General features: G+C 71.4%; 18 protein-coding genes and 1 pseudogene. 3 read left to right on the forward strand and 16 right to left on the reverse strand.

From position 1 onward, the window contains the following. Positions 1-119: 119 nt before the first annotated feature. Positions 120-1862: an NAD(P)/FAD-dependent oxidoreductase gene (locus ACFVX6_RS19935; RefSeq protein WP_389693146.1), complete on the forward strand. Its 1743-nt coding sequence runs from the start codon at positions 120-122 to the stop codon at positions 1860-1862. A 5-nt stretch (positions 1863-1867) separates the two neighbouring features. After that, on the forward strand, positions 1868-2335 hold the full coding sequence (locus ACFVX6_RS19940; protein WP_389693261.1) for an ester cyclase: 468 nt from the start codon (positions 1868-1870) through the stop codon (positions 2333-2335). Here the strand turns inward: ACFVX6_RS19940 and ACFVX6_RS19945 are convergent. The 3 genes from ACFVX6_RS19945 to ACFVX6_RS19955 form a co-directional block, all read right to left on the reverse strand. Continuing rightward, complete coding sequence (locus ACFVX6_RS19945) at positions 2262-2954, reverse strand: response regulator transcription factor (RefSeq protein WP_389693148.1); 693 nt, start codon at positions 2952-2954, stop codon at positions 2262-2264. The two genes, ACFVX6_RS19940 and ACFVX6_RS19945, sit on opposite strands and share 74 nt — an antisense overlap. Before the next feature lie 210 nt (positions 2955-3164). Continuing rightward, a complete protein-coding gene (locus ACFVX6_RS19950) occupies positions 3165-4184 on the reverse strand; it encodes a methyltransferase (protein ID WP_389693150.1) in 1020 nt (339 codons plus the stop codon). An 11-nt stretch (positions 4185-4195) separates the two neighbouring features. Continuing rightward, on the reverse strand, positions 4196-5479 hold the full coding sequence (locus ACFVX6_RS19955) for an acyltransferase family protein (protein ID WP_389693152.1): 1284 nt from the start codon (positions 5477-5479) through the stop codon (positions 4196-4198). A gap of 236 nt (positions 5480-5715) precedes the next feature. On the opposite strand from ACFVX6_RS19955, the gene ACFVX6_RS19960 reads away from it, so the two are divergent. Next, positions 5716-6510, forward strand: a complete 795-nt coding sequence (locus ACFVX6_RS19960; protein ID WP_389693154.1) for an SDR family NAD(P)-dependent oxidoreductase — start codon at positions 5716-5718, stop codon at positions 6508-6510. A 128-nt stretch (positions 6511-6638) separates the two neighbouring features. On the opposite strand, the gene ACFVX6_RS19965 is transcribed toward ACFVX6_RS19960, so the two are convergent. The 13 genes and pseudogenes from ACFVX6_RS19965 to ACFVX6_RS20025 all read right to left on the reverse strand — a co-directional run bounded on the left by ACFVX6_RS19965 (position 6639) and on the right by ACFVX6_RS20025 (position 16920). Next, complete coding sequence (locus ACFVX6_RS19965) at positions 6639-8345, reverse strand: NAD(P)/FAD-dependent oxidoreductase (RefSeq protein ID WP_389693156.1); 1707 nt, start codon at positions 8343-8345, stop codon at positions 6639-6641. 145 nt (positions 8346-8490) lie between these two features. Then, complete coding sequence (locus tag ACFVX6_RS19970) at positions 8491-9069, reverse strand: cupin domain-containing protein (protein ID WP_389693158.1); 579 nt, start codon at positions 9067-9069, stop codon at positions 8491-8493. Positions 9070-9186: 117 nt separating this feature from the next. Continuing rightward, positions 9187-9990 (reverse strand): SDR family NAD(P)-dependent oxidoreductase, encoded by an 804-nt coding sequence (locus ACFVX6_RS19975; protein ID WP_389693160.1) that lies wholly within the window; start codon positions 9988-9990, stop codon positions 9187-9189. Positions 9991-10060: 70 nt separating this feature from the next. Beyond that, the gene (locus ACFVX6_RS19980) at positions 10061-10525 is read right to left on the reverse strand and encodes an anthrone oxygenase family protein (protein ID WP_389693162.1); all 465 of its coding nucleotides are present in this window, start codon (positions 10523-10525) and stop codon (positions 10061-10063) included. A 7-nt stretch (positions 10526-10532) separates the two neighbouring features. Continuing rightward, the gene (locus tag ACFVX6_RS19985; protein WP_389693164.1) at positions 10533-11768 is read right to left on the reverse strand and encodes an FAD-dependent monooxygenase; all 1236 of its coding nucleotides are present in this window, start codon (positions 11766-11768) and stop codon (positions 10533-10535) included. 13 nt (positions 11769-11781) lie between these two features. Continuing rightward, complete coding sequence (locus ACFVX6_RS19990) at positions 11782-12102, reverse strand: antibiotic biosynthesis monooxygenase (RefSeq protein ID WP_250745227.1); 321 nt, start codon at positions 12100-12102, stop codon at positions 11782-11784. Further along, positions 12099-12422 (reverse strand): antibiotic biosynthesis monooxygenase family protein, encoded by a 324-nt coding sequence (locus tag ACFVX6_RS19995; protein WP_389693166.1) that lies wholly within the window; start codon positions 12420-12422, stop codon positions 12099-12101. The genes ACFVX6_RS19990 and ACFVX6_RS19995 overlap by 4 nt, the downstream gene beginning before the upstream one ends. A 21-nt stretch (positions 12423-12443) precedes the next feature. Then, positions 12444-13190, reverse strand: coding sequence for an SDR family oxidoreductase (locus ACFVX6_RS20000; RefSeq protein ID WP_389693168.1), 747 nt, complete (start codon positions 13188-13190; stop codon positions 12444-12446). Next, positions 13187-13672: an SRPBCC family protein gene (locus ACFVX6_RS20005; RefSeq protein ID WP_389693263.1), complete on the reverse strand. Its 486-nt coding sequence runs from the start codon at positions 13670-13672 to the stop codon at positions 13187-13189. Before ACFVX6_RS20005 ends, ACFVX6_RS20000 begins: the two co-directional genes overlap by 4 nt. Before the next feature lie 24 nt (positions 13673-13696). Beyond that, positions 13697-13951 (reverse strand): annotated as a pseudogene (locus ACFVX6_RS20010) (acyl carrier protein); the annotation flags it as partial. Between the two features lie 47 nt (positions 13952-13998). Continuing rightward, positions 13999-15249, reverse strand: a complete 1251-nt coding sequence (locus ACFVX6_RS20015; protein ID WP_389693170.1) for a ketosynthase chain-length factor — start codon at positions 15247-15249, stop codon at positions 13999-14001. Continuing rightward, positions 15242-16519, reverse strand: a complete 1278-nt coding sequence (locus ACFVX6_RS20020; RefSeq protein ID WP_389693172.1) for a beta-ketoacyl-[acyl-carrier-protein] synthase family protein — start codon at positions 16517-16519, stop codon at positions 15242-15244. Before ACFVX6_RS20020 ends, ACFVX6_RS20015 begins: the two co-directional genes overlap by 8 nt. Next, entirely contained in the window at positions 16516-16920 is a 405-nt protein-coding gene (locus ACFVX6_RS20025; protein ID WP_389693174.1) for a cupin domain-containing protein, read from the reverse strand. The genes ACFVX6_RS20020 and ACFVX6_RS20025 overlap by 4 nt, the downstream gene beginning before the upstream one ends. Between the last annotated feature and the right edge of the window lie 34 nt (positions 16921-16954).

Consider the following 16954-nt stretch of genomic DNA (forward strand, 5'->3'; position numbering starts at 1 on the left):
GGGGTGCCCCCCAATTAATATTGATTCTCCCCCAATTATCGGTTGTGTATGTGGGTGCCCGGGCGCCCCCCGGCCCCCCCCCCCCCCCCGCGACCAGACGACTGCGAAGGGAACCGACCGTGACCGCACGATCGACCGAGTCCGCACGATCGACCGAGTCCGTACGACCGACCGAGTCCGGACGACCGACGGCGTCCGCACAGAAGCCCAGCCACGACGTGGTGATCCTGGGGTCCGGAATCGCCGGATCCACGCTCGGCGCGGTACTGGCCCGCAACGGGGCCAAGGTGCTGATAGCCGACGCGGGCACCCATCCGCGGTTCGCGGTGGGGGAGTCGATGATCCCCCAGCTCATCGCCTGGCTCCAGGTGCTCGCCGAGCGCTTCGACGTACCGGAGTTCCAGGCCCTGACCGACGCGACCACGATCAACCAGAAGGTGAGCAACACCTTCGGCCGCAAGCAGCACTTCGGATTCATGCTGCACCGCCCGGGCCAGGAGCCCGACCCGGACGAAGCGCACCAGTTCGTCATCCCCGACGCGCTGACCTCCGCGAGCCACCTCTTCCGGCAGGACAGTGACGCCTACCTGCTCCGCGTGGCCGTCGGATACGGCTGCGACACGCGTCAGCAGTGGCGGGCGGAGAACATCGACTTCGACGACGCCGGCGTCACGGTCACCGGCACCGACGGACAGGTCGTCAGGGCCCGCTACCTGGTGGACGCGAGCGGCTTCCGCTCCCCGCTGGCGGACCACCTCGGGCTGCGCGAGCAGCCGGCGCGCTTCCGCCACCACTCGCGGTCCCTGTTCACGCACATGATCGGGGTACGCCCCTTCGACGACGTGCTCGAGGTCCCGGAGCAGAGCCGGCCGCCCGTCCCGTGGCACAACGGCACCATGCACCACCTCTTCGACCGGGGCTGGTTCTGGATCATCCCCTTCGACAACCACGAGCTCTCCCGCAACCCGCTGTGCAGTGTGGGAGTCACCCTCGACCCGCGCACGTACCCCAAGCCGGAAGGGATCGGGGCCGAGGAGGAGTTCGCCCGGCTGCTCAGCCGGTTCCCGGCGGTGGAGCGGCAGTTCGAGGGAGCCAGGAAGGTCCGGGAGTGGGTCTCCACCGGGCGGCTCCAATACTCGTCCAACAAGACGGTGGGACACCGGTGGTGCCTGATGTCGCACGCCGCGGGTTTCCTGGACCCCTTGTACTCCCGAGGCATGTCCAACACCTTCGAGATCATCCACGCCCTCGCCCCGCGTCTCCTCGGGGCCCTCGCCGACGACGACTTCGCGGAAGAGCGCTTCCGTCACGTCGAGGAGCTCGAACAGGGACTGCTCGACTACAACGACACGCTCGTCAACTGCTCCTTCATCGCCTTCTCCCACTTCCGCCTCTGGGACGCGGTGTTCCGGGTCTGGGGGAGCGGCAGCACCCCCGGCACCCTCCGGATCAACAATGCGCTGCGGAAGTTCCGCGGAGACGGCGACACGAGCGTCTTCGACGCACTGGAGAAGGCGCCCCACACCGGCCTCTGGTGGCCGGACAACGACGAATTCAAGGCGCTGCTCGCCGTGACGGCCGAGGCCTGCGCGCGGTACGAGGCGAAGCTGATCGACGGCGACACGGCGGCGGACCTCATTCTCGAACAGATCCGGGAATCCGGTGCGGTGCACGACGGATTCGGCTGGAAGGACGTGAAGCAGCGGTTCATCCACCCGGATCAGGGCCAGATTGCAGATTTTCTGAAATGGGCGGCGGCGTCCCCGGTGCCGGAACTGAACAGCGTCGGCCGCGAAAGCCTCGCGGCGCTGCGCGCGGCGGGTGCGCCGCCGCTCTCCGCTTCCCCGGAGCCGGGCCGTTGAGCGCCGTGACCCCGCACGGGGAACCGGGTGTCCAGGAAGCCAACAAGGCCCTCGCGCGGCTGTGGTTCGACGAGGGCTGGAGCCGCGGGAACCTGCAGGCCGCCGACCGGATCTTCGCCCCCGAGTTCCTGCTGAACGGCGAACCGGTCGGCCCCGCCGGCCCCAAGCGGAGCGTGTGGTCGCGGCGCGCCGCATTCGCCGGGCTCAGGGTCGACGTCGGACTTCAGGTGGCGGAGGGGCCCTGGGTGGCGAGCTGGTACACCGCACGCGGCACGCACGTGGGGGAGTTCGCCGGGCTGGCACCCACCGGGCGCGACATCTCCTCCGAAGGCATCCAACTGTGGCGGGTGGAGAACGGTCTGGTCGTCGAGGACCGGAACGTGTTCGATACCAGGCGGGTCATCGCGCAGCTGCTCGCGCCGGACGGACCGATTCCCGGTCCGGGCCCGCGCGCAGTGGCCCGGCGTGAATGATGTTCTTCTCGTAGGCGAAGATGACCGCGTGCACCCTGTTGCGAAGGCTCAACTTCTCCATTACTTTCTGGATATGAGATTTCACGGTGCTCTGACTCAGCGTCAATTCCTCAGAAATCTCGGCATTGCTGAATCCTCGCGTCATGAGGCGAAATACCTCGATTTCCCGCTCGGTCAGCGGATCGAGCGGAGAGTCGGCTGAATCCTGCTGGGCCCTGGGGATGAGCAGGGACCGGCCGGCGGCCATGATGCGGACCGCGGCGGCGAGCTCCTGTGCGCTGCTCCCACTGGACAACAGGCCGTTCACGCCGGCCTGGAGCACTTGGTCCGCCGCCGCGCCCACATCGTCGATCAGGACGAGGACATTCGGGGGCGGGAGCGTCGAACGGGGCGGCGAGAGCGCGTCTATGCTCTTCAGAGCCTGTGTGGCGTTCTTGTGGGCGTTGATGATGACGACATCGGGCCGCAGCTCCCGGTACCTGGTGGCCGCGGTGGCGTCGTCCTGGGCGACACTGGCCACCCGCAGGTCGGGGCAGCCGTCGAGAATGGCCTGCAGCCCGGTCAGCGAGATGGGGTGCGAATCGACGAGCAGGACACTGATGCGAGGCGAGCCTGACATGTATTCCCCCGAAGTTCATGGACAGTGCAGTCGTCGGCCAGAATAGCCTGGCCGATGTCGGTCGGATCCAGCTGGTTCTTATCCCAGATTGGCGAGTTCGGGCAGGGCTGCCCCGCTCAGGCGCGTCGAAACACGTGTTTATGGTGAGGAATTCAACGTGAGGAACACCCGCTCCCGGGCTTCTGGTCCGGGAGCGGGTGTGCTTTCGTGTCAGTTCTTGCGGCCGATCACCGCGGTGGTCAGCGCGGGCAGCCGGAGCACCCGTTCGACGGTGAAGCCCGCCTCCGTCATCCACGCGCCGCACTCGGCCGGCGCGAAGCCGGCGGCCTGTGCGGACTGCAGCATCATGATGAGGCTGAGCATCAGCGGCTCCGCCTCCCGCCGCTCGTCGTCGAGCATGGTGTCGTAGACGATGACCGCCCCGCCGTCGTTCACGGCTTCGTAGGCCTTGCGCAGCAGCGTGGCGCGCTGCTCCACGGGCCAGTCGTGCAGCACGCTGCCGAGGATCACCACATCGGCGCGCGGTAGATCCGAGCTGAAGAAGTCGGCGCCCACGAACCGCAGTTGCTTCTCGACCCCGCGTTCGGCCACGAGCCGGTCGAAGTGCTCCTCCATCGACGGCCGGTCCAGCACCGTGCCGGTGAGCCCGGGGTGCGCGGCGGCGAGGCGCGCCGCGAGATTGCCGCGCGCCCCGCCCACATCGCTGAAGGTCGCGTACCGGGACCAGTCGAAGGCGTGCGCCAGTTCGCCGGCCACGGCCCCGCTGAAACCGTCCATCGCCGACAGGAACTGCCGCAGCCGGGCCGGGTCGTGGAAGATCCGGGTGAACGGGACCTCACCGCCCGTGGTCTGGTTGCGGGCGGCGCCGCCCCGCAGCAGCGCGGGGAGCGAATCCGGATCGCTGCCCATGAGTTCGCTGGTCATCCGCAGGAACCCGCCCACGAACCCCGGCCCGTCCGGCAGCAGGTGCTCTTGTGCGCCGGGGCTGTTGCCGTAGCGGCCGTCGGCCCGCACCAGGAGGCCGATGGCCGCCAGGGCGTCCAGGAAGTCCCGGCCGCCGCGGGGGTGCAGGCCCGTACGGGCGCACAGCTCCTCGGCGTCGAGCGGTCCGTCGCCCAGCACCGAGAAGACGTCCAGATCCATGGCCGCGGTCAGGAGTTTGCCCCGGAAGAAGGACCACCCGACGAACATGACGTCGAAGGGGTCCGTGACGGGTCCTGGCGTCGTCATGTGCGGTGACCTCATTCCCCGGTGGTGGAACTGCTTTCGGCGCGCGGGCTCCGCGCGGCCGCCGGCTCGGTTCGCGGCGCCGGCACGGGTGCGGTGCGCCGCCCTATCCGGTGGCGCAGCAGGCGTTCCACCGGACGCTCGTAGAACTGGTACAGAAGGGCGCAGACGGCCAGGGTGACGAATAGGGCGAGAAGTGCCCAGCCCGCATTCGACCAGCTCGGCTGGACCGGCCGCATATAGAATTCGATGATGCTCTTCTTGTCGAATACCGCGGACGAGATCTCGAAGAGCACGGTGAAGTGCAGAAGGTAGAAGGCGTACGACCATTCGCCGAGGGCCACCATCGGCCTCGCCCGCAGCCAGGACGCACCTCCCGCGAGGTCCCGCTGGGCCACCGCGACGACCACGAGTGCGAACAGCGGGGCGGACACCTGGCCGAGGGCGTCGAAGAGGACGTACAGCCGCCAGGTCTCGTGGCGCAGCAGCCACAACCCGAAGAAGCCGGCGGCGAGCAGCGCCGTGGCCGACCGGACCCCGACGGGCGAGCGCCAGCCCTTGCGGACCGCGGCCGCCGCGACCATGCCGAGGAGGAACTCCCAGACCCGGGCGATGGGGGAGTAGGTGCCGAAGATCAGGCCGTCCATGCCGGTGAACGCGGGGCGCGCCTGGGGCGGATAGGCGTCCCAGAGGTACAGCTTGATCCCCCAGCCCACCGCCACGAGGGCGACGGCCGCCCAGCCGAGCCAGCGCAATGAGCGGCGGACCGTGTACTTCGCCACGAAGGGGAAGATCGCGTAGAAGAAGGCCTCGCAGGCCAACGACCAGGTGACCGGGTTCGTGCTGCTCAGGATGTAGCTGGGCATCCAGGCCTGGTAGAGCAGGACGGCGGAGAGCGCCATCAGGACCAGGGTGCCGGACTGGCCCGGCCGTGCGTCGGGAAGCTGGAGGAAGAGCGGGACCGCCACCCCGACGGCCAGCAGCGGCCAGATGCGGGCGAACCTGCGTCCGTAGAAGGGGCCGACCCGGTCGCCGGCCATGTACGTCCAGGTGAGGACGAAGCCCGAGAGCACGAAGAAGAACGTCACTCCGGAGGAGCCCAGGCCGAACACGGCTTTGGCGCCGGGGAGCGGCAGCAGGGTGCTGACGTGCGAGAGGAAGACGGCGAAGGCCGCGATCCAGCGCAGCCCGGTGAGGGAGTCCAGCCGGGCGGCCGGTCCCTCCCCGGGCGCTTGGCGCGCGACGGGCGCTCGGCGCGTGACGGGCGCGGAATCGCGTCTGTGAGCGGAGGACGTCATGGCACTGACACCAGCCATTTCCATGGAGACGGGGACGGAGTGGGGTGGCGGGCCCGGGGAATCGGGCCCGTCACGCGGCTGCATTTCATCACCGGCCGATGAATCCCCGCTTAAGGCAAAATAAATCGGTCCTGCTCGGACTTTCTTTCCGATTATGCGCTGGCCTGTTCTCGGTTATCGTGGATAACCTGTGCGGGCGTATGAAAGTAAATTGTCGAAGAGATTCGAGGAATGCCATGCGGCGATTTCCGTACGGCTCGGCGATGGTGACCGGGGCATCGAGCGGGATCGGTGAGGGGTTCGCCCGCCTGCTCGCCCGGGAGGGAGTGGACCTCGTGCTGGTCGCGAGGCGGGGCGACCGGCTCAAACAGCTCGCCGCCGAGCTGGAGTCCGCGCACGGGGTGAACGTGGAGGTGATGCAGCTCGACCTCACCGACGAGAGCCAGGTCGCGGAGGCCGAGCAACGGCTCGCCGAGACCGACCGGCCCGTGGAGCTCCTGGTGAACAACGCCGGTTCGAGCGGCTCCGGTTACTTCGCGGAGCTGCCGGTGGAGCGTGAGCTGCACACCGCGGTACTCAACGCCGTCGTGCCCCTGCGGCTGTCCCACGCGTGCCTGCCCGGCATGATCGCCCGTGGCGCCGGCGGCATCGTGAACGTCTCCTCCCTCGTCGCGGTCCTGCCCAAGCCCCGGTCCGCGACCTACGCCGCCTCCAAGGCCTTCCTGTCCTCGCTGAGCGAGAGCCTGTCCATGGAGGTCGCCCGCCACGGGGTCAACATCACCACCGTGCACACGGGACTGACCCGCTCCGGGTTCCACGAGGCGGCCGGCGTGCCGACCTCGGCCCTGCCCGACATCAAGTGGCTGACGTCCGAGCAGGTCGCCCGCGCCGGCCTGGACGCGGTGGCGGCAGGACGGCCGTCCACGGTGCCGGGCCTGGCGTACCGCATCAGGCTGCCCCTGATGCGGGCGGCGCCGCGTTCCGTGGTCCGGGCCATCACCCGACGGGTCCACGAGAAGCCGCGGACCTGACCCGGCCCATGCGAGCAGCGAGCGGGGGGGGGCCCCCCCCGCCCGGGGGCGGCCCCCCCCCCCCCGGGGGCCCCGCCCGCTCTGTGTGGTGCCGTGTCGTGCCCGTGTGCCGTGCCGCGCGACCGGCGTCAGTGCGGCAGGGCCATCTCGTCGTCGGTCCGCCCCGTCAGGGGTGCGCCGTGCACGTCCACGCCGTTGATGAGGTAGCTCAGCTCTTCCGGGCCCTCGAGGCGCAGCCAGTTCGCCATCCGTCGCAAGTCGTCCGGCATGGGGTAGACGAACCGGCGGCCCGGGTCGCGCAGCCCGAGGTGGTCCAGCACCACGGGGGTCTTCACCACCGTGCCCAGCAGCTCCCCGCCCGCGTCGGCCGCGGTGCGCTCCCCGCGGTCGACCGCCTCGCAGAGCCGCACCATCTCGTCGAACAGTGCCTTGTAGCCCTCGGATCCGGGTACGGGAAGTCCCGGGTGGGCCGCGTTCTCCATCGCGCGGAGCACCCCGTCGTCGCCGGAGGCCGCGAACCGCTCGGTGAACCGGTCGAAGCGCAGGTTGATCGGAACCTCGGCCGCGCACCAGATCCGGTAGACGGCGTTCCACAGGGAGTGGTCCTGGAAGGAGATGAACGAGCAGTTGACGAGCTCGTCGTTGTAGCGGATCAGTCCCTGCTGGAGCTCGTCGACGTACCGGAACCGCTCCTCGTCGAAGTCGTCCTCCGCCAGGGCGTCGAGCAGCCTCCAGGCAAGGGAGTTGACCACTTCGCCGGTGTTGGTGAGGCCGCGCGAGTACAGCGGGTCGATGAAGCCGGCGGCGTGCGACATCAGGCACCAGCGGTGCCCCACGGTCCGGTCCGAGGCGTACTGGATCCGGCCGGCCGACACCCACGGCCGTACGGTCCTCGCGTCCGCGAACAGCCGCTCCACCGCCGGGAACCGGGCCGCGAAGCTGCGGAACTCCTCCTCCGGGGTCACCGAGTGGTCCTTGGGGTACATCCGCTCGTCCAGCGTGAGGCCGACGCTGACCAGCGGGTTCCTCGATCCCGGCGCGTTGTTGAACGGGATGGACCAGAACCACCCGCGGTCGAAGAGGTGGTGCATGGTCCCTTCCACCCAGGGGATCGGCGGCGCGTCCTCGGGGCCCACCCGCAGGCATTCGTCGGTCGGACGGACGCCCAGCATGTGGGTGAACATGGACCGGGAGTGGTGCTTGAGCGCCCCGGGAGGCTTGCGCAGTCCGAGCTGCTCGGCGAGCGGGGAGCGGAACCCGCTGGCATCCACCAGGTAGCGGCCCTCGTGGCGCTCGCCGCCCTTTCCGATCACGGCCACGTGGTCCTCGGCCAGTTCCACGTCCTCGACGTGGAAGGCCTGGCGGACGTCGCAGCCGTAGCGGACGGCCGCGTGGAAGAGGTACGCGTCGGTGTCCTGGCGGAACAGGTGCCCGGTCTGCAGCGCCTTGGAGGGCGGGCTGAACTGGAGGAACTCGGCCGGGTCGGGCTCCTTGCCCTCCTCGTGCCGGATGAAGCCGAAGTGGCGCTTGGTCCCCGAGGTCGGGGCGATGTCGTCGTGGATGCCCTCGTACGAGGTGAGCGACTCCAGCTCGGGGACGCCGTAGCGCCGGGCCAGCAACCGGAACACCTTCAGGGTGTACAGGGTCGTCGACTCCCCGACGGCGAACCGCGGGTGCGTTCCGCCGTCGAGGAGCAGGACGGAAACGCCTTGCTTCGCCAGGATGGCGCCCAGGGTCGACCCGGCGATGCCGGAACCCAGGATGATCACGTCATGGCGGCGGGGCGGTGCGGCCGACCGCAGGCTCGCGCGGCTGCCGGGGTGTTGTCCGTGCATGCTGTCCTCCTGTGGGACTGGAGCGGGTGGGCGGCTTTCGGGTGCGGCGGAGCCGGACGGGGGACGGCCGGGGTGGCGGAACGGCGCGCCACCCCGGCCGGGGTCCTGCGAGCCGGGTGGACGCCGGCTCCTCGATCGGGCTGGATCAGCCCCGTACGCCGTGCGCGGCGGGCGGACCGCCGGCGCCGCGGCGGATTCCGGCCGGCGGGCCGCCCACGTCACCGCGGGCACCGGGCGGCGGCGTGAATCCGCGCATCTGGTTCGCGTTGGCGAGCTCCTGCATCTTGCTCCAGTCCGGGGCCCCGCCCGAGACGAGCTCGGACAGGCCGATGAAGAAGTTCTCGACGCCCCCGGGGGTCGCGATGACCAGCAACTGGCCGGGCTCGTCACCGACGTTGAGGAAACGGTGCGGAACCCCGCGCGGCCCGTAGATCACGGTGCCCGCGGTGATGGTCTCGGTGACCCCGCCGACCTCGAACTCGTAGGTGCCCTTGTTGACGAAGAACGCCTCGTCGGCGGTCTCGTGGACGTGCAGCGGCGGACCGCTGCCCGGCTGGGTGGTGATCTGGTAGAAGCTGTAGAGCCCGCCGGTGTCCTCCTTGCGCAGCAGGAACCGCCCCTCCTCGCCGAACCAGCAGACGGGCTCGACCTCGTCACGGTTGACGACCTTCCGTTCGGTCGTCGTCCCGCTCTTCGCTTCGGTCTTCGTTTCGGTCTTCGACATGGTTTCGTGCCTTTCGTTCGGGTGGTCCGATGACGGACGGCAGTTCTCGGACAGGCAATCAGCAGCGGCAAAGGGGCCGATAAAGGAGGGGAAAAGCGGGCCTGCGGGACCGGTCGGTCAGGCCAGGGCCGTGCCGCCGTCCGCGACCAGGCAGCTGCCCGTGAGGTACGAGGCGCGCTCGGAGGCGAGGAACGCGATGACCTCGGCGATGTCCTCGGGGGTTCCGTTGCGCCGCAGCGCGGAGCGCTCGGCGGCGGCCCGGCGGGCTTCCTCCGGGATGTGCCGGGCGAGTTCGGTGAGGGTGAGGTTGGGCTCCACCGCATTGACCCGCACCCCGTGCGGGCCCACCTCCAGCGCCAGCGTGCGTACGGCGGCCTCCACCCCGGCCTTGGCCACGGACAGCGGCAGGAAACGCGGCGCGGGCCGGCGGGCGAGCGCCGCCCCCACCGCCACCACGGAGCCTGCGCCCCGGGCGATCATGTCGGGAAGGACCGCGTGCGCGGTCAGGAAGAGCGCCTTGAGCTGTCGGGTGACCACGTGCTCCAGGTCCTCCCAGGCCAGCTCGGTCGCGGGGGCGATGCGCGCCTCGTGGGCGTCGAGACCGGCTGCGTTGAGCACCAGGACGTCGATGGGGCCCAGTTCGGCCCGTACGCCGGCGACCAGCGCGGTCACCTGGCCGGGATCGGTGACGTCGCCCTGGAGCGCCACCGCCTCTCCGCCGCGGCGCCGGATCGCGTCCACGAGGTCCTGGGCCCGGTCCGCGCTCTTGTGGTAGTTCACCGCCACGCGGGCGCCGCGGGCGGCCAGGATCCGCGCGGTGGCCGCGCCGATGCCCCGGCCGGCGCCGGTCACCAGCGCGACGCGGCCCGCGAACTCCGGTCCGGAGGATTGGTCTTGGCTCTGCTCGTCTGCGGGATTCACCCGTTCTGCTCCTCGAAGTCGTAGGGGTTGGTCGTAGGGGGTACCGGGGGCGGGGGCGGGGGTACGGCACTCAGGCCCACGCCAGCCAGCAGCCGCCGAGCGCCGCGCAGAACGCCAGGACGGCGAAGGCCGTGCGCAGCCGGTTGGCGCGCGCCCAGCGGGCGCGCAGGACGTCCCAGCCCCCGGGAATCTCCCGGGCCTCGGCCCAGGCGTCGATCCGCCGGTTCATCCGTACGTTGCGCAGTTCCGACACCAGGGCGACGCCCGCCACCGCGGCCAGGGCCAGGGCGAAGGCGGCCTTCGCGCCGGCTCCCGGAGCCAGGAACGACAGCCCGAGCCCGGCGGCCAGGGCCACCTTGTTGACGGTCGGCATCAGCGGGTCGAAGCCGGGGTCCAGGGCCCGGTGGACCTCCGACCAGGTCTGCCGCGGCAGGCCCGACAGCATCGGAACGATGGCGCGTTCCACGGCGATCAGCGCACCCGCCAGCACCCCGGTGCACAGGACGAAGGCGGTGGCCAGGGCGGCGGCCAGCACCGGCGCCTCACCCCGTCCCGCGGCCGAGCGCCCCGGCCGTGCGCAGGGGGGCCCGCTGGAGGCGGCCGTCCAGCATGAGCGCGTAGCTCTGGCCCTTGGCGACCGAGTCGAAGAACGTGTACATCGCGGCGTCACGGACCCGGCACAGCAGCCCGTTGTGGGCCAGCCCGAGCGTGCCGATGCGCCACGAGGCCGTCACCATGTCGGCGGCCCGCGCCCGGCGCGCTTCCTCGAACGCCCGCAGGGCCTCCGGTACCGCATCCGGCTCCGCCCGGCCCAGCAGGTCGGCGAGCACCACGCCGCTCTCGATGGCCTGGCCGGCGCCCTGGCTGAGGTTGAGCGTCATCGGATGGGCGGCGTCACCGATGACCACGACCCGGCCGTCGCTCCAGCCGCCGCCCGGGGGACGGTCGTGGATGCTCACCGGCAGGATCGCCTCCTCGTCGGTCGAGGCGATGATCCCGCGGACGGGCTCCGGCCAGTCGCGGTACGCGGCCGCCAGCGCTGCGCCCCGCGACTGGCGGACCGTGTCGATCCCGGCGGCCGCCCGGTCACTGGTGATGGCGTCCCAGTAGATCTCGTTCTCGTTCAGCCGGCAGTACAGGAAGCGCAGTCCGCCCTTGCCCCACAGGTTGAAGAAGGTGCCCGTGGGCACCACGGACTCGCCCGGCAGCCGGGTGATGGCCTGCCAGGCCGTGTAGCCCGCGTACCGCGGCGGCGGCTCGAACCCGCCGCGCATCGCGGCGCGCACCGTGGAGCGCAGTCCGTCCGCGCCGATCAGTACGTCGCCACGGGCCGAGGACCCGTCCTCGAAACGGGCGGTGACCCCGTCGGTGTCCTGGACGTACCCGGTGAACCGGCTGCCCAGCCGGATGCGGTGCTCGCCCACCGCCTCGGTGAGCACCGTGTGCAGCCGGGAGCGGCGCAGGGCCAGCGCGGGAGCACCCGCCCGCTCGGTCGGGCCGTCCAGGTGCCAGCGGGCCAGCCGGCGGCCGGAGTCGGAACGGAACTCGTGGAAGCGCATGCGGACCGAACCGGACACGACGTCCTCGTCGAGCCCGAGCCTGCGCAGGGACAGGACGGCGTTGTGCCAGAGCATGAAGCCGCCGCCGGTCAGCAGCCGTCCCGGAGTGGGACGGGCTTCGAACACCTCTGCTTCGATGCCCTGCCGCAGCAGGCCTGCCGCGGTGGTGAGCCCGCCGATGCCGGCGCCGATCACCAGGGCCTTGCGGATGGTCGCCATGGTCGCCGTCCGCTCAGGTGTGGGACGGCACGCTGTCGAGCCGGGCGCGCAGATCGAAGATCCGCCGCTCGATGTCGCCACCGCTCCAGTAGGGGAACATGGGGGCCGCCATCTCGCGGTGGGACGGTGCGTCCTCCCAGGTGCGGAACGCCTCCTCGCTCTCCCACTCGGCGAGCAGGATGTAGCGGCCGGGCTGCTCCGCGTCGCGCAGCAGCTCGTCGCGGAGGTGTCCGGGGGTGCCCCGGACCACGGAGGTGACCTGGCGGTAGGCCTCCTCGAAGGCCTCCTGGTCCTTCTCCTCGACACGGGCGGAAACCATGACGCGTACGGTCACGACGGATCACCTTTCAACGGCGGGGCGGTGGGAACGCGCTGGATGACCTCCAGCACGCGTTTGCGGGCGTTCTCGCGGAACGGCTCCAGCCGGGCGCTGAGCCGCTCCCTCTCGGAGCTGTTCTGGAAGGCCTCCAGGGCGGCCCGGTCGGCCCAGTCGGCCATGATCAGATGGGTACGGGGTTGGCGCGGGTCCCGCAGGAGGGCTTGGGTGACGGAGCCCGGCAGGCGCGCGGCCTCTTGCGCCGTCTCCAGCCAGGCCGCGCGGAACTCCTCCTCGCAGCCCTCCCGTACGGTCATTTCCAGCACGGTGCGCAGCACGGAGCGCGGTCTCCCTCCGGGTCAGATGCCGCCGTCGACATCGAGCGTGGCCCCGGTGACGTAGCGGGCCGCGTGCGAGGCGAGGAAGAGCACCACGTCGGCGATCTCCTCCGGGCGGCCGAGCCGGCCCAGCGCGATCATCTGCTCGTAGCGGGCCTTCCCTTCGGCCGTGACGGCCTTCATCTGGTCCGTCTCGATCAGCCCGGAGGCGATGCAGTTGACGCGGATGCCCTGCGGACCCAACTCCTTGGCCAGCGCCCGGGTCAGGCCCATCACCCCGGCCTTGGAGGCCACGTAGTGGGCGGCGCCGGGCATGCCGTGGTGGGCCACGGCGGAGCTGATGTTGACGATCGAGGCGGTCTCGGCGACGTACGGCAGCACTCCGCGGATCACGTTGTACATACCGGTCAGATTGGTGTCGAGGACCCGCTGCCACTCGGCGGGCGGCAGGTCCCGCAGGGGGTGGTGGCTGATGACGCCGGCGTTGTTCACCACGGCGTCGACGGCCCCGAACCGGGCGTGCGCCCCGGCGGCCAGCCGCGCGGCCTGCTCGTGGTCGGCGATGTCGGCGCGCACGAGCGCGCCCCGGGCCCCCAGCTCGTCCAGTTCGGCCCGCAGGGACTCGACCCGCTCGCTCTCGTTGACGTAGCAGGCCGTCACCGCGGCGCCCTGCGCGGCCAGCGCCAGGACCGTGGCCCGTCCGATGCCCCGGGCGCCGCCGGTGACCAGGACGTGCTTGCCCTTGAAGTCGGAGCCGTCGCCGCTCATCGGGCCACCGCCGAGCCGGCGGACGTGCGGTCGGCCGCCTCCAGCCGCTCCTTGATGAGCGCGAGCTGGATCTTCGAGTTCGTGTTGATGCGTTCGGTCATGCCGGCGTCGTCGAGGGGCGCCTGCGGCTTCATGTGGAACTCCTGCACCCAGCGCATCTCCACACCGGCGCCGGTCTCCCGGTACGACCAGTGGATGTTCATGAACTCGAAGGGGCCGGTCTCGACGCGGTGCGCCGTGACGGTCCCGTTCGCACGGTCCATGACGCGCTCGGAGACCCAGCTCCAGACCTTTCCGTCGGGCTCCGGGTGGAGGGCCAGACGGAAGCGCACGGTGTCGCCGTGCTGCTCCAGGATCTCGGCGGAGGCGTACTCGCTGAACAGGTCCGGCCAGCCGGCCACGTCGTTGGTCACGTCCCACACGAGGTCGAACGGGGCGTCGATGACGATGTGGTTCTCGGTACGGGCCCCCGCCGGCCGCAGCGCCTCGTTGATCAGCGCGTGGATCGCCGGCAGCCGGTCGATGCCGTCGGCGTCCAGCCGGATGTCGTAGCGGTTCTCCACCTCGGTGAGGACGTTGATCAGACCCAGCGAGTCCACGCCCAGGTCGTCGATGGTGGCGGCCGGGTCGGCGGAGCGCAGCGTCTGCGCCGCGACCCCGGTGCACCGCTCGACGACGGCGAGGAAGTCCTCGTAGGAGAGGGCTTCGGGGGAGCGAGCCCCGGGGGAGGTGGCCTCGTGGGAGGCGGGTGACACGGTCATGGCGAGGGATCCTTCCGAGGGAACGTGATCGAGATCGGGCGGGGCGGTCACGGGGTGACCGTCCGCACGACGAGTGCGGAGTTGAAGCCGCCGTAGCCGCGGGCGAGCACCAGCGCGGTGCGCAGGCGCGCCTCCCGGGGTTCCACGACGAGGTCGATCCGGTGGGCGGGGTCCGCGGCGCCGCCCGGTCCGCCGGGCGGGATCACCTGCTCGCGCAGGGCGAGCAGGGCGGTGACCACGTCGAGCGGTGCGCCGCCCGCGTACAGCCGCCCGTAGCGCGCCTTGGGGGCCGTGACCGGCACTCCGTGCGGCCCGAACACCTCGGCGAGGCAGCGTGCTTCCGCGCGGTCCAGCTCGGGGGTGCCCGCCGCGTCGGCGAAGACCACGTCGACGTCCTCCGGCCGGACGCGGGCGTCCGCGAGGGCCGTCCGGACGGCCCGGCGCAGCGCGGTGGGGCCGCCGCCCGCCGACGTGCCGGGCGCCGGGTCGAAGGTGGCCGCGTATCCGGCGATCTCGCCGTAGGGGGCGTCGGCGCCGCGCTCGCGGGCGCTGTCCTCGTCCTCCATCACGAGGATCGCGCCGCCCTCGCCCGGTACGTGTCCGCACGCGGCCGCGTCGAACGGCAGGTAGGCGCGCTCGGGGTCGTCGCTGGCGCTCAGCCGGCCGGAGGTGGTCTGGCAGGTCAGGGCGTACGGGCTCAGCGGCGCCTCGGTGCCGCCGGTCAGGATGACCTTGGCATCGCCGTGCAGCAGGGCCCGGCGGGCCTGCCCGATCGCGTCCAGACCGCCGGCCTGCTCGGCGACGGTGACCCCGCAGGGCCCCTTCATGCCGTGCCGGATGGAGAGCTGACCGGTCGTGGCGGCGTAGAACCAGGCGATCGACTGGTACGGGCCCACGTGCCGGGGCCCCTTCGACCACAGGGCCGCGATCTCCCGCTGCCCGAAGGCGTTCCCGCCGGAGGAGGAGGCCGTGATGACCCCGAGGTCGTACGGGGAGAAGGCCTCCGGCCGCACCCCCGCGTCGGCCAGCGCCTCCTCGGCCGCCAGCAGCGCGAACTGGCTCCAGCGGTCGGTCTGTACGGCCAGCCGCGGGTCGACCCCGGGCAGGGTGACATCGCCGAACACCTCGCCGACCACCCGGACCGGGAAACCGTCGGCCTCGAAGTGCGTGACGGGGCCGAGCTCGCTGCGTCCTTCCAGCGCCGCGTCCCAGAAGGCCTTCGCCCCCAGACCGCCCGGCGCCACCGCGGAGATGCCGGTGACGACCGCCCGGCGGGCGGCTGTCGTGGTGTCAGGCATCGCGCACCGCCCGTCCGGGCGCGGTCAGGACCATCGCCGTCTGGAAGCCGCCGAAGCCGCTGCCCACGCTGAGGACCGTGTCGGTCCGCTGTTCCCGGGCCGTCTTCGGCACGTAGTCCAACCCCAGCTCGGGATCCGGGTGTTCGAGGTTTGCGGTCGGCGGGATCGTGTTCTCCTCGATCGCCAGGGCGCAGGCGGCGAGCTCCAGGGCGCCGATCGCGCCCAGGGAATGGCCCACCATCGACTTGATGGAGCTCACCGGCACCCCGTAGGCGTGCTCGCCGAGCGACACCTTCAGCGCGGAGGTCTCGTGCCGGTCGTTCTGCCGGGTACCCGACCCGTGGGCGTTGACGTAGTCCACGGCCTCCGCGGGCAACCGGGCCCGCCCGAGCGCCACCCGTACCGCCTCGGCGAGTTCCTTGCCGTCCGGGCGCAGCCCCGTCATGTGGAAGGCGTTGCTGCGCTGCGCGTACCCCGCGACCTCGCAGTAGATCCTGGCGCCACGGCGGCGGGCGAACCCCTCCTCCTCCAGGATCAGCACGGCTGCGCCCTCGCCGAGCACGAAGCCGTCACGGTCCCGGTCGAAGGGGCGCGAGGCGTGCGCGGCGTCGCCGTTGTTGGGCGAGGTGGCCTTGATCGCGTCGAAACAGGCCACGGTGATCGGCGAGATGGGCGCGTCGGTCGCGCCGGCCAGCACGATGTCGGCGGTTCCGTCCTCGATGTACTGGGCGCCCTGCGCCACGGAGTCGAGCCCCGAGGTGCAGCCCGTCGACACCACCCGGACCGGTCCCTGGGCCCCGGCCGTCCACGCCACCTCGGCGGCGAGCGCCCCGGGCACCAGGGCCCCGTACAGGTGCGGATAGGGGTCGGTGGCGTCCACCACCCAGCGGTTGCCGCCGTTGCTGACCCGGACGTACTGCTGCTCCAGCGTGACGGTGGAGCCCACCGCGCTGCCGATGGAGACGCCGATGCGGTGCGGGGCCACCTCGTCGGTGTCGACTCCGCTGTCCGCGAGGGCCTCCCGCGCGGCGACCACGGCGAACTGCGCGCTGCGGTCCATGCGCAGGACCTCCTGAGGGCTCAGGCCGGCCGCGGCGGGGTCGAAATCGCACTCCGCCGCGATCCTGGAGCGGTAGGCCGAGGCGTCGAAGTGCGAGATGGCGCGGGTGGCCGTACGCCCGTCGGTCAGCAGCTTCCAGAAGGCCTTGGTGCCGATGCCCCCCGGCGCCACCACGCCGATCCCGGTGACGACGGCCCTGCGGGGACTCACACCCCCTCCTGGCCCGGAAGGGGCTCGGTGTCCACGTGTCCGAGCTCGGGGCGGGGCGCGAGCGGGCCCAGCTGGAAGACCAGGAAGGCGGGCTCCGCCCCGTGGTTCTCCAGCCGGTGCCGCACGTTGGTCTCCAGGTGGAGCGCCTCGCCCGCGGAGAGCAGGACGGGCTCCCCGTCGACCCGGGCCAGCAGTTCCCCGCTGACGAGGTAGAGGAACTCCTCGGAGTACGGGTGGTAGTGCTCGGTGACGACTTCACCGGGCTCCAGGGTCAGCACCCCCATGAAGCCCGCGGTGGCACCGGTGTTGGCCGGGCCGAGGAGCGTGCGCAGGTCCCCGCCCCGACGCCGGTTGGACTCGACGTCCTTCGCCACGATCTTCGTCATTCGTTCGCTGGCCATGCCAGTCTCCTCTCGTTGTTCCGCACCGGCGGTG

Origin of the sequence: Streptomyces sp. NPDC058289 (assembly GCF_042880975.1) — a bacterium.
Taxonomy (GTDB): Bacteria; Actinomycetota; Actinomycetes; order Streptomycetales; family Streptomycetaceae; genus Streptomyces; species Streptomyces stoeckheimensis.

Bases quoted from the DNA above. Each gene is read 5' to 3' on its own strand.
- ACFVX6_RS19945 (WP_389693148.1), bottom strand. From the start codon at position 2,954: ATGTCAGGCTCGCCTCGCATCAGTGTCCTGCTCGTCGATTCGCACCCC.
- ACFVX6_RS19950 (WP_389693150.1), bottom strand. From the start codon at position 4,184: ATGACGACGCCAGGACCCGTCACGGACCCCTTCGACGTCATGTTCGTC.
- ACFVX6_RS19955 (WP_389693152.1), bottom strand. From the start codon at position 5,479: ATGACGTCCTCCGCTCACAGACGCGATTCCGCGCCCGTCACGCGCCGA.
- ACFVX6_RS19960 (WP_389693154.1), top strand. From the start codon at position 5,716: ATGCGGCGATTTCCGTACGGCTCGGCGATGGTGACCGGGGCATCGAGC.
- ACFVX6_RS19965 (WP_389693156.1), bottom strand. From the start codon at position 8,345: ATGCACGGACAACACCCCGGCAGCCGCGCGAGCCTGCGGTCGGCCGCA.
- ACFVX6_RS19970 (WP_389693158.1), bottom strand. From the start codon at position 9,069: ATGTCGAAGACCGAAACGAAGACCGAAGCGAAGAGCGGGACGACGACC.
- ACFVX6_RS19985 (WP_389693164.1), bottom strand. From the start codon at position 11,768: ATGGCGACCATCCGCAAGGCCCTGGTGATCGGCGCCGGCATCGGCGGG.
- ACFVX6_RS20000 (WP_389693168.1), bottom strand. From the start codon at position 13,190: ATGAGCGGCGACGGCTCCGACTTCAAGGGCAAGCACGTCCTGGTCACC.
- ACFVX6_RS20015 (WP_389693170.1), bottom strand. From the start codon at position 15,249: ATGCCTGACACCACGACAGCCGCCCGCCGGGCGGTCGTCACCGGCATC.
- ACFVX6_RS20025 (WP_389693174.1), bottom strand. From the start codon at position 16,920: ATGGCCAGCGAACGAATGACGAAGATCGTGGCGAAGGACGTCGAGTCC.